Source organism: Ruminococcus sp. AF17-12, assembly GCF_003479245.1.
GTDB classification, from domain to species: Bacteria; Bacillota; Clostridia; order Lachnospirales; family Lachnospiraceae; genus Blautia_A; species Blautia_A fusiformis.
This window is the reverse complement of the sequence record NZ_QUGY01000001.1, coordinates 192,153-205,698: the sequence shown is the minus strand read 5'-3', so window position 1 is coordinate 205,698 and position 13,546 is coordinate 192,153. Positions and strand designations below refer to the sequence as shown.

21 protein-coding genes and 1 pseudogene are annotated in these 13,546 nt (G+C 55.2%); all 22 read right to left on the bottom strand.

Annotation, left to right across the window (positions count from 1 at the left end; translation table 11 throughout):
- Positions 1 to 2 precede the first annotated feature (2 nt).
- Positions 3 to 1,004, bottom strand: a complete 1,002-nt coding sequence (locus tag DWW77_RS01040) for a MarR family transcriptional regulator (protein ID WP_005333551.1) — start codon at positions 1,002 to 1,004, stop codon at positions 3 to 5.
- Positions 1,005 to 1,099: 95 nt separating this feature from the next.
- Entirely contained in the window at positions 1,100 to 2,146 is a 1,047-nt protein-coding gene (locus tag DWW77_RS01035; protein WP_286187974.1) for a ParB/Srx family N-terminal domain-containing protein, read from the bottom strand.
- 180 nt (positions 2,147 to 2,326) lie between these two features.
- The gene (locus tag DWW77_RS01025) at positions 2,327 to 2,911 is read right to left on the bottom strand and encodes a tyro protein tyrosine kinase-binding protein (RefSeq protein WP_118607911.1); all 585 of its coding nucleotides are present in this window, start codon (positions 2,909 to 2,911) and stop codon (positions 2,327 to 2,329) included.
- The gene (locus DWW77_RS01020) at positions 2,901 to 3,263 is read right to left on the bottom strand and encodes a hypothetical protein (RefSeq protein WP_118607910.1); all 363 of its coding nucleotides are present in this window, start codon (positions 3,261 to 3,263) and stop codon (positions 2,901 to 2,903) included. Before DWW77_RS01020 ends, DWW77_RS01025 begins: the two co-directional genes overlap by 11 nt.
- Positions 3,247 to 3,888 (bottom strand): hypothetical protein, encoded by a 642-nt coding sequence (locus tag DWW77_RS01015; protein WP_118607909.1) that lies wholly within the window; start codon positions 3,886 to 3,888, stop codon positions 3,247 to 3,249. The genes DWW77_RS01020 and DWW77_RS01015 overlap by 17 nt, the downstream gene beginning before the upstream one ends.
- A gap of 14 nt (positions 3,889 to 3,902) precedes the next feature.
- The gene (locus DWW77_RS18210; protein ID WP_227910121.1) at positions 3,903 to 4,052 is read right to left on the bottom strand and encodes a hypothetical protein; all 150 of its coding nucleotides are present in this window, start codon (positions 4,050 to 4,052) and stop codon (positions 3,903 to 3,905) included.
- 73 nt (positions 4,053 to 4,125) lie between these two features.
- A complete protein-coding gene (locus tag DWW77_RS01005; RefSeq protein ID WP_118607908.1) occupies positions 4,126 to 4,869 on the bottom strand; it encodes a hypothetical protein in 744 nt (247 codons plus the stop codon).
- A gap of 13 nt (positions 4,870 to 4,882) precedes the next feature.
- A complete protein-coding gene (locus tag DWW77_RS01000; RefSeq protein WP_118607907.1) occupies positions 4,883 to 5,485 on the bottom strand; it encodes a YfdP family phage-associated protein in 603 nt (200 codons plus the stop codon).
- 4 nt (positions 5,486 to 5,489) lie between these two features.
- Positions 5,490 to 5,777, bottom strand: a complete 288-nt coding sequence (locus DWW77_RS00995; protein WP_004220597.1) for a hypothetical protein — start codon at positions 5,775 to 5,777, stop codon at positions 5,490 to 5,492.
- Positions 5,778 to 5,831: 54 nt separating this feature from the next.
- A pseudogene (locus tag DWW77_RS00990) lies at positions 5,832 to 6,279 on the bottom strand (DNA N-6-adenine-methyltransferase).
- A 4-nt stretch (positions 6,280 to 6,283) separates the two neighbouring features.
- On the bottom strand, positions 6,284 to 6,511 hold the full coding sequence (locus tag DWW77_RS00985; RefSeq protein WP_118043835.1) for a single-stranded DNA-binding protein: 228 nt from the start codon (positions 6,509 to 6,511) through the stop codon (positions 6,284 to 6,286).
- Positions 6,508 to 7,116: a Holliday junction resolvase RecU gene (locus DWW77_RS00980; protein WP_118607906.1), complete on the bottom strand. Its 609-nt coding sequence runs from the start codon at positions 7,114 to 7,116 to the stop codon at positions 6,508 to 6,510. The genes DWW77_RS00985 and DWW77_RS00980 overlap by 4 nt, the downstream gene beginning before the upstream one ends.
- A complete protein-coding gene (locus tag DWW77_RS00975) occupies positions 7,113 to 7,652 on the bottom strand; it encodes a DUF7768 domain-containing protein (protein ID WP_118607905.1) in 540 nt (179 codons plus the stop codon). Before DWW77_RS00975 ends, DWW77_RS00980 begins: the two co-directional genes overlap by 4 nt.
- Positions 7,649 to 8,158 carry a type II toxin-antitoxin system PemK/MazF family toxin gene (locus DWW77_RS00970; protein WP_118607904.1) on the bottom strand — a complete coding sequence of 170 codons (510 nt, stop codon included), beginning with the start codon at positions 8,156 to 8,158 and terminating at the stop codon, positions 7,649 to 7,651. Before DWW77_RS00970 ends, DWW77_RS00975 begins: the two co-directional genes overlap by 4 nt.
- Positions 8,155 to 9,045 carry a DNA-methyltransferase gene (locus DWW77_RS00965; protein WP_118607903.1) on the bottom strand — a complete coding sequence of 297 codons (891 nt, stop codon included), beginning with the start codon at positions 9,043 to 9,045 and terminating at the stop codon, positions 8,155 to 8,157. Before DWW77_RS00965 ends, DWW77_RS00970 begins: the two co-directional genes overlap by 4 nt.
- Positions 9,042 to 9,725, bottom strand: a complete 684-nt coding sequence (locus tag DWW77_RS00960; protein ID WP_118607902.1) for a replicative helicase loader/inhibitor — start codon at positions 9,723 to 9,725, stop codon at positions 9,042 to 9,044. The genes DWW77_RS00965 and DWW77_RS00960 overlap by 4 nt, the downstream gene beginning before the upstream one ends.
- A complete protein-coding gene (locus DWW77_RS00955) occupies positions 9,722 to 10,588 on the bottom strand; it encodes an LvrA C-terminal domain-related protein (protein WP_118607901.1) in 867 nt (288 codons plus the stop codon). Before DWW77_RS00955 ends, DWW77_RS00960 begins: the two co-directional genes overlap by 4 nt.
- An 86-nt stretch (positions 10,589 to 10,674) precedes the next feature.
- Positions 10,675 to 11,076, bottom strand: coding sequence for a single-stranded DNA-binding protein (locus tag DWW77_RS00950; RefSeq protein ID WP_118607900.1), 402 nt, complete (start codon positions 11,074 to 11,076; stop codon positions 10,675 to 10,677).
- Entirely contained in the window at positions 11,069 to 11,899 is an 831-nt protein-coding gene (locus DWW77_RS00945; RefSeq protein WP_009299106.1) for an ERF family protein, read from the bottom strand. Before DWW77_RS00945 ends, DWW77_RS00950 begins: the two co-directional genes overlap by 8 nt.
- Positions 11,900 to 11,910: 11 nt before the next feature.
- A complete protein-coding gene (locus DWW77_RS00940) occupies positions 11,911 to 12,567 on the bottom strand; it encodes a host-nuclease inhibitor Gam family protein (RefSeq protein WP_118607899.1) in 657 nt (218 codons plus the stop codon).
- Complete coding sequence (locus DWW77_RS00935) at positions 12,539 to 12,790, bottom strand: DNA-binding protein (protein ID WP_118607963.1); 252 nt, start codon at positions 12,788 to 12,790, stop codon at positions 12,539 to 12,541. Before DWW77_RS00935 ends, DWW77_RS00940 begins: the two co-directional genes overlap by 29 nt.
- Positions 12,787 to 13,542 carry a spore cortex-lytic protein gene (locus DWW77_RS00930; RefSeq protein WP_118607898.1) on the bottom strand — a complete coding sequence of 252 codons (756 nt, stop codon included), beginning with the start codon at positions 13,540 to 13,542 and terminating at the stop codon, positions 12,787 to 12,789. Before DWW77_RS00930 ends, DWW77_RS00935 begins: the two co-directional genes overlap by 4 nt.
- Positions 13,543 to 13,546: the final 4 nt, after the last annotated feature.

Below are 13,546 nucleotides of genomic sequence, written 5' to 3'. Positions count from 1 at the left end.
GTCTATTCCCCCCCTTTCAGTGCAGAAGGCTCTGCCACGGCAGGCATCTTTTGGGCAGACTCATCCCCTGGACTTACGGACAACTCAAACCGATAAGCGGCATTTCCGTAGGGACAGATAATATTTAGAGTAAATGTATTAAATATATCTTTGCAGGCTGATAATGGAGATAATATATAGCGGGTTTTGGAGCAGTGGCAACATGGAATCCCTTGTGAATCCAATAGTTCTGCGACTTTTTGCACGATAAATTTCATGTGTGAATCTGGAACGCAGGAATCATTTTTTGTAACGGTGATTTGTGAGTCTGTGACAGTTTCTGAAACGCTAACAGAAGCAGAATCCTCAATAGTGATTTCTTCAGGTACATGGATTGGTAATTGCATCTTCATAGCGATCTCCTCCTTGTCAATCATAACGTCGCTGATATTAAACATCACGGACAGGTAATTGTTGAGATAAATTACGCTTCCGTGTTTTCCTGTAAATGAGATAAGTGTAATGTATTCTTTTTCCTCCAGTTTCTTCAAGAGTCGTGATACCGATGCCTTTGACAGACTCCACCTTTCACCCAGTTCATTAAAGCTGGTAAGGGGATTTCCGGTATTATCCCGGTAATAGACAATGGGACCGGAATCAGATCCCAGGACAGAGGAATCGTTGTAAACTGCATGAATCCACAGATCCAGAATAACATCCATTTCCGAGCATTTTCCAATGCCAATTAGTTCGTGAACTTTGGCAATCGGGAAAAAGAAAAACCCTGTATCTTTTTTACAGGGATAGTTGTATTCCAATACGGTATTGTCTTTGGGCCAGTCTGATATTTTGAATTTGACCAGGCGGTTTTTGCCGAGAAGAGAGTAGGTAATGTAATTCTGCTCTTCAAAAAATCGAAGGATGGACAACGCTTGATGTTGGAAACGGCAGCGAAACCATTCCTGAAGATCTGTGACTGTGCAGATCCACTCTCCTGGACCAATGGTATAGGTAATGTGTTCCATCCGGCGGTAGGATGTGCGGTAATTTGCATAGGAGCATAATACCAGATAATAAAAAAGAAAAGAGCCCCCGGTAGTTCGGATGCTCTTGGTAGTGATTAAAGTTTGTATGAAGTCACGGTAAATGCGACAGCGTGGAAATTCCACGATTTTGTACGGTGTGCGAACATTATCAGCTCGTGCTGAGTTCTCCAGCCCATACCCATGCCCGGCGTTTTCTTATTCCAGACGATCATATTCTTGACGCCGAACCCGCTTTCCTCCATTACGTCGTAGAGATAGAGCCACATTCTCCAGTCGGTGAAGCAATAAACCACGGTACCGGTGAACTGTTTCAGGATCGAGCGCATGAGCTGCTGGTACCCGCGAGTGCTGAGGGTATCGTTCGCGATCGTCACTTTGATTTCCTTCCCGTTTGCGTCGTAGCGTTTGGTTCCGATACTTCCGGTGCTGCGTCCGGATTCCTGAAAACCTCCGGAGCAGTACGGCGGATCCATGAGAAGGATCTGAGGCTCGGCTCCGTCGAGTAGTAGAGCGCGATCGGCTTCGTTTGTGCTGTCTCCGCACACGAGGCGGTGGTTTCCGAGAATCCAAAGATCGCCGCGTTGCGTGATTGTCTGATCTTCCTCCGGAAGCTCCGGGATCTCGTCCGGTTCTGTGAGATCATTGTGCAGGGCTTCGGCCAGTCCAGTGACGAGGCTTTCCACTTCCTTGTCGGTGTAGCCGGTCAGCTCCATGGGGATCTCGCCGGTGTCAATGTCGGCGAAAATGTCAGCCAGCAGCTTGTTGTCGATCTCTGCCAGTTCTGCGATCCGGTTGTCGGCCACCAGATCGGCGTATTCCTCGGCCTCGTTCGTGTAGTTCTGGTAGTCCACCGGCACTTCGGTGAGTCCTTCGAGCTTGGCAGCAGCGAGGCGGCCGTGGCCCTTTACTATGAAGCCGGAGCGCTTCGACACTGTGATCGGCGCCCTCCACCCGGTCTGGCGGATAATGCGGCCGAGTGCTTGGATCTGTGCGTCCGGGTGTGTGTTCGGGTTCTTCGGGTTGGGGATCAGCTTCTCAATGGCCACGATCGCGTCATGGGCGCAGAATACCGGTACCCCTCCAGCGGTTGCCTTTGGCTGCGCTTCTGTTTTATAGTCCATGTTTTCGTTCCTCCTTTATTTTGATAGGCCGGTGGCAATACGGGCACGTCCCGGCTTTGATATTCTTCTTTGTGACCGCGCTCGCGATCTCGTAGTACATGTGGCAGCTCGTTGAGTACCACTCTTTAAAGCCGAGCCCCGGCACCCATGAGCAGGCGCCGGTCTCTTTGCTTGGCCAGCTCACTTTTTACCCTCTGTCCGGCGGTCGCCCGGTGCGCACTTGCCGGTTGGTAGCTGTACGGTATCAATAGTTTGGGCTGCTTTCAGGATTCTGCGGCGGTAGTGCTTCCAGCTTTCGTCCTGTTTCTTTACGACGCCATAGATCGGGCCCACATTGGAGAGGGTGAGCTGTTCCATGGTTTCGTATTTCGGCAGACTGCGCGGGGAAAACCCCAGCTTTTCGCGGATCCTTTTCTCGTAGTCGGTGTTGTTTTCGCCTTTATTTCTTCTAATACCATAAATGGGGCCGACGCCGTTTAGCGTGAGCCCTTTCATGGATTCGTCCAGAGTGCGGGAGATCTTTCTCCTGCGATTGTATTCCCTGATCTTTTTCTCGGTTCGTCCGATCCAGATCAGGAGAGTGGCCACCCAGAGAGTGATCAGCAGCAGCGCGGTGGGTACCCACACGAGCCCGGCAATCACCACCGGCCAGCTCATTGAAATAATGCCGCAGGCTTTCAGGATTGCCAGCACTGCCACGCCTGCGAGTGTTGCCAGTGTGTAAAGTATCGGCCAGCCCATAGGCTTGTTCTTGTTATCGTCCATTTCGTCCTCCTTTTCTTTTAGCTGCTCGTCTGGCTGCGCGGTTCGGTCGAACCGGTTCCCGTCTGATAGGCCAGAGGGAGAGTGGGGCCGGTTTTTCCTCCTTGCTTCGCAGCATATCTCCGCCGATCTTGTGGAGCGCTTCTGAGTAACTCAGCGCGGTGCTTTCCGCGAGTCTGCGAGCTTGTTTTTCTATGTCGTCGAGGTCACACTCCAGATAGAAGGCCAGCACTTCGGCGTATTGCCTGCACCTGAGCGCCTCCAGCACGTCCCTTGTTATTTTTCCGTCGGGGAAGTAGTGCCTCGCGTCTATTTTGAGATAGTAGAGCCCCTCTGTGTTATTTTCTTCTTTCACGCTTTGCCCTCCTTCGCTGCGCGCGGTTTGGGCCTTCCTTTCGGAACGGTGACAGGAGCCCAGCCTTGATCGCGCACTCAGTACAGAGCATTTTCGCGCCCTGTTCTTTGGCGAGTCGGTCGGCTTCCGGGTGTTTCCAGCATTTCCGGCCGCATGTCGGGCACTCGACTGGCTCCCAATCCGGGTGCTTGGCCTGCACGTCGCCGTTCAGGTTCTTGTCCAGTGGTAGGCAGATGATCCCGCCCCGGTCAGTCTGCTTTCTCGGTCTCAGATCGAAGCCGTGAGCCCGGAGCTGTTCGCGGGTGTTGTTGGTGCTTTCTTCCTGCTTTACCTCCAGCACTTCCACCTTGTCTAATGGCAGGCAGAACGAGCCCTGCGGCTCCCATTTCTTCGCCTTCCAGTCCTCTGCGAACTTCTCCAGCGTATCGAACAGGCAGAGGCCCGCCTCGGTTTCGGTCTGGAATACGGTCTGCATGACTGCCTCGTCCTCTGAGTCCTCCCAGCCGTAGAGGTGCCAGCTCTCGCGGTTGTCGTAGTCCCACTGTGAGAACCAGAGCACATGGCCGTCGATCGGCCAGCCGGTGCCGGTTACTTTTCCGGTGATAACTTTCGGTTTATATTCCATGGTTTTGTCCTCCCTTAGAAAAATCTATTTAATGCGATAATGAGCACGATCACGGCCACGAAGGCGATCGTGATGTTCTGCTGTCTGAGCCCGTCCTTTTCTCCGATAACTCCAAAAAGCAGGAGAGCAGCCACGAGGGCCAGCACTATGTTTATGATCAGCATGTTCTTGTCCTCCTTTGGTTTGCCGGGAGAGCTTGGCCCTCCCGGTATGTTCCCGACATTTATGTCGGCCACATTATGCAATGATCGTGATTTTCTCGCGATCCGGAACGTCTGCCAGCGCTTTGACGAGGTAGTTCTTCACATTGTCCACCGCCTGAGACTTCCAGAGGCCACCGTCAGCAGCCACCAGCTTGAAGGCAGGGGCTCCGCCGCGTCCCTCGCTGATTCTGAACACGAAGTCGCTCGCAGGCTGCGGAACTTCCAAAAATGTGCGGTACGGGATCAGGTTCACCGGGTTAGGGACGAAGGCGGCGTCCTTTGTGGTTACTCCGGTTTTGATGATTGCCTGCTGGCTTACGCCGTCGTCTGAGAAGGTTCCCTGCTGTGTGTTCACGATATTGCTCGCCATAATAGTGACGGCTTCGCGGTCGTCTGTTTTCTGGAAGCATGACTGCATAGCCACGAGGAAGCTCTCCTGATCATACTCGCGGCCATACTCAAACTGCGGCAGCAGGGCGTTGACCTCGAACAGAGTCTCACGGTCACGCTCGGCCAGCAGTCCGGAGTAGAGCAGCACCTTTGTGGCACTTACCACCTGAATGATCATTCTGTCGCGGAGTTCCTCGCGGCTTTCCTTGATGTAGTCCACCAGAGAGGTGAGAGTGGTCGCCTTGATTGGCTCGGCCTTGTCGGCTGCGTCATAGCGTCTGAGATCCTTCGTGCAGTATGTCCGGCCGTTGATCTCGATTGTTTCCGGCTTCTCAGCCTTTACGGCCAGCCCTGTGATATATGCGATTGCTTCTTTGATTCCTTCCATTTTCTTGCCCTCCTTATGCTTCTTTTGCTGGTGCGATTTTTACCACCTTCATGTTATTGCGTCCGCCGGTTGTCTGGCGGTCGTCCGTAGGCTGCCCGGCGGTTTCGTATACCTCGCCGGTGTCCGGATCATAGTCGCGGCCCGGAACTAACTCAGCAGCGGCAGCAGGCGCCTGTTTTCCTCTGTTTTTCAGATCCAGAGGTTTGCCGGTTGGATTCTGTACCGGTGCAGGAGCTGCAGCCTGCGTTTCCTCTGGTTCCGGATCCTGATCGGCGTCCGTGAAGTCGGAGAGATCCATCTGTCCGCGGATCTGCCCGTCGTATTCGGCAATCTCGATCTGGCCGGTTCTCATATTGACGCCCATCACCATTTGCGTGTCGATTGCTTCGGTAGCTGCGAGCTTGGTCGTGACAGCAATCTGGGTTCCTACCATTTGGCGGGTTTTGTTCGGCGTAAATTTAATATTTACCGTGATCTGGCGCTTAGTGGTTGCTTCTGTGTTCGGATTCTGAATATTTTCAGCCACCTGCATGAGTGCCTCGTTGAGTTTCTCGGCGAAGGCTCCGCCTGCGAGAGCTTCGAGGTTGATCTTTGCCTGTACTTTCTGCTTTTTCATGTGCTTACCTCCTTACCGCAGCCCATACGGCTGTATTTTTTCCGGTTCTTTTGCTCGGTTTCTTCCCGACGACTTCCAGAACTCCGGCGCCTTTCAGCTCTGTGAGTCTCGGCGCCACGAAGTTGCGGTCGTAGTATTTCAGGTGGCCAGCAGCCACCAGCTCGTCGGTGATTTCTTCCACGGTCATTGACCGGTTTCCGAGGGTTTCCAGTATTAGCTTGCAGCGCTCGCCGCTGCGTGTTCGTATGCCGTCGTAACTTTGGCGGCGCGTCTGTTTGGTAATCCCGTTCATGGTTTCCTCCTTATCTGAACCGGCGGAGCAGTGGCCCCGCTGGCTCTGGTGCTTTTATATGTGCCATGTGGCAAACTCGCGCCCGGTGCTTTCCGGACTCCGCCACACTATGACGGCAGAAGGAAACGGAGCTGCGTCCTCGCCGTTTCCGTCCTCGTCGGTGAATTTCAGGCGGCCGCGGAGGAATCTCACCTCGCTGGCCTTGCCGAAGATCCAGTCATGAAAATATGCCGTGTCAGTCCGCGAAGGAATGAGCATAACCACGGTGGTGCCGGGCTTCCGGCTTTCTTCGTAGCCTTTGCGTACCCAGTCTGCGATCGCTCGGCCGTATGGCGGATTGCAGAACACGCGATACCCCCCCCCAGTCTTGCTTTAGGCCGTCGTCGTCCGGCGTGAAGTGTTTCGCGCACTTGGCGCTTTTGTCGGTGCTGGCCGGATCCAGTTCAAAATGAAACTCGCGATCCAGTTCCGCGAAAAAATCCGGCGGAGTGCACCAGCACATGTTTTTACTGCTCAGCAGTGCGTTGTTCATTGGCTTGATCTCCTTTCTGTGATTTGTAGAGCCCGCAGCCGTTCCCGTTGTTCATACACGGATCCGGGTAGGCCATGTGGTGCATACAAATTTTTAACGGTTCGCCCGTCTGTTTGTTTATGATCTTTCCGCTCAGCATGGTGCAGGCTTTTGAAATTACAAAAGGCCCGACTCTGCGGAGCTCGCAGTATTCGCATTTCATGGCGTGCCTCCTTCCTCGGTGTAGTCGATCTCCACACCTTCCAGCAGTTTGAGGATCCCGGCGATATATTGCACGCGGTACGGTTCCAGATCTTCGAGTTTCATGTGCTTGCGTCCGTAGATCTGTTTCATGTCTCGCCATACTTCCCACGGTACCCGGTAGAAGTTTTCCAGCCCCACGCTCACCATGATGAAGGCAGCAGCTCCGAGCTTGTGGTGGAGCGTCAGGCTTTCCACCTGCTCAGGGGTGAGGCGGCTCTGGTCGATCTTGTCGCTGTCGGTGTGCTTTGCCTCAAATACCACGGCCCGGCCGCCTGCGAGCGTTCCCTTGAAGTCAGGCTGCCCGGCTTTGGTGTAGCAAGCAAGGAACCGGCCCTGTCGGTCTGGCTTCCTGAGTGGCTTCATGGGCTCCGGAGTTTTTTCAACGAAGGCCACGCTCTTGTCGCAGTACCAGTTCAGGCTTGCGGTGATCATATTCTCGAAGTGTTCACCGGCTCGCTTGCTCTGGAGCCCTTTCTGGCTATGCTGCACCCGTGCAAGGGCGGTGCTGGCTGTCGGATCCGGGTAGCCTTCGCCATTTCTTCCCGGAACCGTGTCCCAACTCATTGATCTACCTCCGAGCCTGCGCCTTTGTCGGCCTCCAGTGTGATGTCGTGGCCGGGGTGTCGTCTGAGCTCGATCGCAAGGTCTAAGATCATTTCGCCATTGATCCGCACGGTGGTGGATTCGATCGCGGCGACTCCGTTCAGGTTCCCGACGTGAGAGGGGAGGACGATCAGAGCGTCACCGATCGGAAGTGCCTCGACTTCGCGGTTTCTGTAAAGCTCGGCAGCGTCCCGGATCGGGATCTGGTGCTGCTTCGCGTATTCGATCTCGTTTCTCATGCCTTCGCTCGGATTCTCGATCCCGTAAACCCAGAGCTCGTCGCACATGGTCAGAAGTGAGAGGCCCATGTCCATGCCCGCGGCGCGTTCCTCCTGCTTGGTGTCGTCAAGAAACTGGGTAAAATATACATGAGGCGCGATCGGGATCACGTCGTCCCAGAGTTCGACGGCTTCGCGGCAGTAGCGCTGGGCCTTTTCTATGTTCTTTTCAATGTCCCCGCGACACGGGGAGCAGATGTAAACCAGTCTTTTTCTCATGCGCTTGCTCCTTTCATGGTTTTGCTCAGCAGCTCATTGTATAAATTCCGGTAGAGATCGCGCTCGGTTTCGAGCTTGATCTTTTCAATGTCTGGATCCTGCTGGACGATCTGGAGTGGCTGCTTGCTTATTTCTTTCAGTAAATGTTCCGCTTCTTTGGCTGCGGGCTTCGGATCCATGAAGTCGATCCCCAGAGAGATTGCCAGAGCAGAGTCCACGGCTGTGAGCTCGCTCTTTGTCAATTTTCCGATCAGCGTCCCGATCCTTTTCACGCTTACGCTGTTTACCTGTTCGCATAAGACGGTAGAAGGGGAGAGTGCGCTCCGGATAAATACATGAGTTGGGAGGTCGTTTTTTGGTTTGGTGGTCATGTATACCACTTCCACAACCTCGCTGTTTTCGTTGTTCTTGTCATTGGAGACGATCACCGCAGGACGGCCGCCTCTCTGCTCGCTTCCGGTTTCCCGGTATGTGCTTTCGATATAATAAATTTCACCGCGTTTCATGGTTTGGCTCCTTCCTGAGCAGCCTCAGCGAGTCGCTGCTCTTGTATTTTGCAGGTGTCGGGGTTAATCTCTATCCCGATATAGTTCCGCCCTTCTTTGAGGGCTGCGGCTCCTGTGGTTCCACTTCCTGAGAATGGATCCAGAACCGTGTCGTCCGGTTTACTCCCGGCCAGTATGCAGATCTTGGCCAGTTCCTCCGGAAACGTGGAGAGGTGGGCGCCTTTATATGGCCGTGTGGCGATTGTCCAGACGTCCCGGCGGTTTCTCTTGCCGGTTTCATTTCTCTGGAGCCCGTGGCTGCCTCGATCCACCTCAGCACTGTTGGCTTTGGCCTGATCGTGAGTGTAGGCAGTGCCGCCGCGGAAGGTTTTCGCATTGCCGCGCTTCCGGCCGGGCTTTTTTGGATCGTATCCGACGGCCAGTTCTTTGACGGCCTCGGCGTCGTAGTAATAGGCGGCCGCTTTACTGAGCAGAAAAACATACTCGTGAGATCTTGCTGGTCTGTCTTTGGCACTTTCCGGCATGGCGTTGGGCTTGTTCCAGATAATGTCCGCCCGGAGGTACCAGCCGTCACTTCTGAGAGCCAGAGCCAGCAGCCACGGGATCCCGATCAAATCCTTGCGCTTGATCCCTCCGTCCTCGATATGTCTCGCGTAGCTGTCGCCGATATTCAGCCAGAGAGTGCCGTCGTCTTTCAGAACTCTGGCGACTTCCCGGAAGATTTCCACCATCTTGCGGGTGTATTCCTCCGGAGAGCTTTCGGTTCCGAGCTGATCGGCCACGCCGTAGTCTCTGGCGTTGTAGTAGGGTGGAGAAGTTATGCAGACGCTGCAGCATTTGTCCGGCAGCTTTCTGAGTTCCGCCAGTGCGTCGCCTTGTAGGATCATTCCGGCACCTCCCCTCTGAGTTCGAGCTTCGTCTTTTCGACGATCTGGCTCTCCAGCCGGAGGGCTCCGCGGGTGAGCGCTTCCATTTCCTGTTCTTTCCTGCGGCGTTCGCTTTCTCGGTACCCGATCAGGTGTTGGCCTTTGTCCGGAAGGGATCCGGCCACGTTGTCGATCTTCTCAGTTAATTGTGCCGGTGTCATGCTGCGGGCCTTTTCCCGTTCGTACATTGGCGTGTACTGTTGCATGAAGGCTACCCGATCCATGCCGGGCTTGCCGCCTATGTATGCGCTGCGGTGCATTTCCCAGAGGGAAGTCCAGCCGATTGACTCAACGGCCCGCGCCACCAGAGGCGGGAGCTGGCGGGAGAGATCTCCGTGGTTGAATTGTCCGGCGCTGTACATGAGGTCGCTCACGGCCAGCCATGCCTTGTCCGGCTCTATGAGCTCCGGGTGCTGGATCTCCAGCATGATCTCCCGGATTTCGGCCACGCTCGGCGGCCATTTGTTTGTTGCAATGTGTTTTTTGACCGCCAGCGCTACGATCCCGGATTCGTCTTGTTCAAACATCATAGCCCAGAGGTTCACCGTGGCCTCGATTGCTTTCGCGTCCTTGAACTTGTCAAAATTCGGGTAGGCGGTGACGACGATCGCCACCAGTCGAGCCGCGTCTGCTTTTGTCATATCTCGAAGCCTCCTTCCTCGTCTGCGATTATCCCCGCGAGTACGTCCATGGTGTCAGGTTTTCCACAATTTCCACCCGGTCGCTGTTGATAGCTTCCGGATCCGGCAGGTGGGAGAGGTTCGTCGTCCCATCGCCCCTGATTGATCCACGTTGACGGGTTGGGAATGAAGCGGCCACCTTCTCGCAGCCATTGTTCCGAGGTTTTAGCTGTTGCCACTGCCTGCATGATCTTCTCGAACAGTTCGGCGTCAGGCTTTGCCTTTTCCCATGCCTTCTGTGCGGCTTTCTTGCCGACTTTCTTCGGGTATGCAGTCCAGAACTCTGCGAAACGTCGCTCCTGAGCGCTTGGCTGCTTCTCGGTCGCGGGGGTTATGGGGGTATCCCCCTTATTTTCTGGTCTACTCTGGTTTACTCTGGTCTGGTCTACTCTACCTGCGGTCTTTTTCTGGTCGCTCTTGCTTGCGTCCGCAGACTGTCCGGAGGTCGTCCTCCGGTCGTTTGACTTAGCAGCAGCGCGGCGGGCTCTCGAACGGTTTTTCTCATTTTCTCGCTGTTCGATCAGCTTTCCGGTGTACTCGCTCCAGTCGTGGATCTCCAGAACGCCGTCCTCTGTTGCGTCCAGCAGAGACGCAGAGGTCAGGGCGGCCACAAATTCCTCCGGATCTTTGTCCCACTGGGCCGCTCTTGCGATCATTCTGTCGGATATTCCAGCGAGGGATCCGTCCGGTGCGTTATCAATGGCCCAGAGCCAGAACGAGATCAGCAGGCCGAGCATGTGAGCCGGTTCAATGTCGAGCTCGTCAGCAGCAGCCAGTACCTTGCGGTGGTCTTTCAGTTGTTGGTGAATTTGGATCCATGCCACTGTCGGCACCTCCTTTCGTGGTTTGTTTCTGGTTTGGCCGTGGAGTTCCGTCGGTCTGTCCTCCGGTCGTCCTCCGGTCGGTGTGATTAGTTAAAAGGGAGCTGTCCGTCGTCCGGCATGTCCATGAATCCGTCATTGTTGGCGGGCTGAGAATTGCCATTTGCGTTGCCTCCGTTGCTGTCTGCGAAGTAAATGTTCGAGGCCGTGACCTCCACGGCTTTGCGGTTCTGTCCGGTTTTCTCGTCCTTCCATTTACGGGTTGAGATCCGGCCCTCGACTACGATCTGGCGGCCTTTGGAGAGGTAACGGCCGCAAAACTCAGCGCGTTCTCTCCAGCAAACGATCGGGATATAGTCCGGAGCGGCATCCTTGTTCTTGCTCGGTACCTGCACGGCGAGGTCGAAGCTCGCCACCGGTGTGCCGCCCTGTGTGTATCTGATTTCAGGCTCCTGAGCCAGACGGCCCAGAAGCTCCACATGATTAAGCATTGTCTTGTCCTCCTTGCTGCTTTGCGTTGTCCATAGCGGCGCAGGCTTCGTCGTACTGGGCCCGCGTCAGGTTGTGCGGATCCTGCTGTCCGTATTTTTTCAGGATCCAGTCGTTGATCGACTGCTGAGAGTACCCGGCGTCCTCGCCTTTACGGTAGAGGCGGGAGAGCTGAGCGTCTGAGAGTGGCCGTGCGGCGCCTGAGCGCCCCGTCTGGCCGTTCTGCGCCTGCGGCTGGGTGTTTCCCTGCCGGTTTCCGTTCTGAGCTCCTGTGTGCTGCTTCTGGCTCTGCTGAGGGGGCTCGCTGCTGTGGTCGCTCATGTCTGGATCGTCGTCGCCCTGATCAATGCCGAACTTCTCGAACAGGTAGTATTTGAGGCAGTACGTCCACGCGGAGCCTTTGGCCTTGTCCGGCCCTCCGTCATTCGTTCCGATCGCGTGGAGGGTAACTTCCAGAGTCTCGTCCGGGTTGTCTGCGTTCGTCCAGCGGATCGTGAGGTCGGCCTCGTACACCCAGACAATGCGGTCGCCGTTTCTGGTGTGCTGCGTGAAGTTGGAGTAGTAGATCGGATCCCCGTTTTCACTGTGCCGGGTTGCCTGCTCGCCTACAATGTCAAAATTGACGCCGAACTCATTCATGGCCGGAGTGAGAAGCTGGTACACGTCGAAGATCTTCGCGAACTTGTACTTTACGCCGTCGCTGTGGGCCTTCTGGGTGATAGAGGGAACGGCTTCGCGCAGCTTGATGAATTTTTGCTGCAGCGTCAGCGGTACCGGTGGGGTTGTGGCCGTTTTAGCTGCTGTTGTGTCCTTGGTTGTTGCCATGCGCTACCTCCTTACACGTCCACCGTGAAGGTGTCCGGCTTTTCAATGATCTGCACGCCCTCCACCAGCTCGCCGGTGGTTTTGTCTACGATCTGGCCTCCTACGATTTCGAGCCGCTTCTTGAACTCGCCCCACTTTGGTTTCTCTGTGGTCTGGATCATGTCCTCGTTGTCTGAGGCTTTCAGGTAGGCCAGCAGTGCGTCGTCGTCCTGTTTCATGGTGCGGCCGCCGATTTTCTTCACCAGAGTGCCGGAGAGAAGGCGGTAGCTGTGCTTTGTCTTGGTTGTCTTGTGTGGAACTGTCTCGAAGTATTCCGCGAGCTTTCCGGTGAGAAAACGGGTGCCGTTTTCATATCTGCGCTGAGCTGCCTCGACGCGCTGCTGGATCTTTTCGATCTGGCTGTCTGCCAGTGAGGTGATCCGGTCGAGCTCAGCCTTTTCTTCTGCGATTTTCTGGCAGGCCCAGTCGGCGCAGCCGTCGTCAGTGATACGCCATACCGGATGCGGAGCGCTTTCGGTTTCCTCCACATCGAACATGTTCATGTCCATGCCTTCCAGCTCGTCCAGTGTTACGGCCGGAGCTTCCGGCTCTGCGGTAGGTGCTGCGGTTGCTTCTTTGATTTCTGCGGCCTGTTCGGCCTCAGCTATTGCTTTCTTTGTCGTTGCCATGGTTCTGTTCTCCTTCCTTTGCTTCCAGAGCTTCGAGGGCTTTCTGGAGTTCTGCCTGCGTGTCTCTCAGTTCCTTGTCTTTGCTGGTGAAAAACTGATACCACTCGCCTGAGCTTTTCTTGTACTGCTCGGCTTCGGCCTCAGCAGCGGCGGCACGTTCCGCCATGCTGGCAAGTGCAGCCGTGAGCTCTGCGATCACGCTTGGCTTGTTTTCGTTATTCATTCGGTTGCCTCCTTAAAAAATCGGTGTCCGTTAATGGTCATTACATAGATCTGGGACTCGTGCCACTCGCTGTCCACGAGAGCGGGAGCGTAAAAGTATTTGATCGGCTCGGTCGTTGCCACGATCCCGAAGTCGAACACGTCCTGCACGGCTTCGAGGGCTTCCTGAGTCGGCTCCGGTCGGCGCTTGCTATATGCGTACACGCGCAGCGCTTCGTCCGGTCGGATCCCTTCGTCCTCGCAGGTCTGGAGAATACACTGAGCTACTGCGATCTTTCCGGCGAAGGGTTCGCCTCCGGCTTCGGCTGTGAGCACCTGAGCGATCTCCAGTCGCTCGGCGTCGGTGAGAGTGTAGCGCTTCTGGAATCCTGCCTCTGCGGCCCATGCGTCTGTGACGTCCTCCCAGTTTACGGCCTGCCCGTCTTTGTAGTAGAAAACGTAGGATTGAGGTTCTTCGGCCGCCGGGCTGCTGGTTGCGGTCGGGGCGTTTTTTGTCTGGGTGTGTTCCGAGAACATACCCACGGCGCCGCGTACTGCGAACACGATCACCACTGTGGTGACTGCCAGCCCGCCGATCCTTTTCCAGTTCAGGCGCTTGCAAAAACGGCGCAGCCGGTATAAAATAGGCTTAGGCTTTCGCGTGGTTTTTCGATTGCCTGTGCGGCTTCCCGGTTCCGACGGGTGGCCGCTTCTTTTTTCTTTGTACCCGGTGTATTCCACCGGGCTGTATACTTTCAGCGAGCTGCTTCGCATTTCT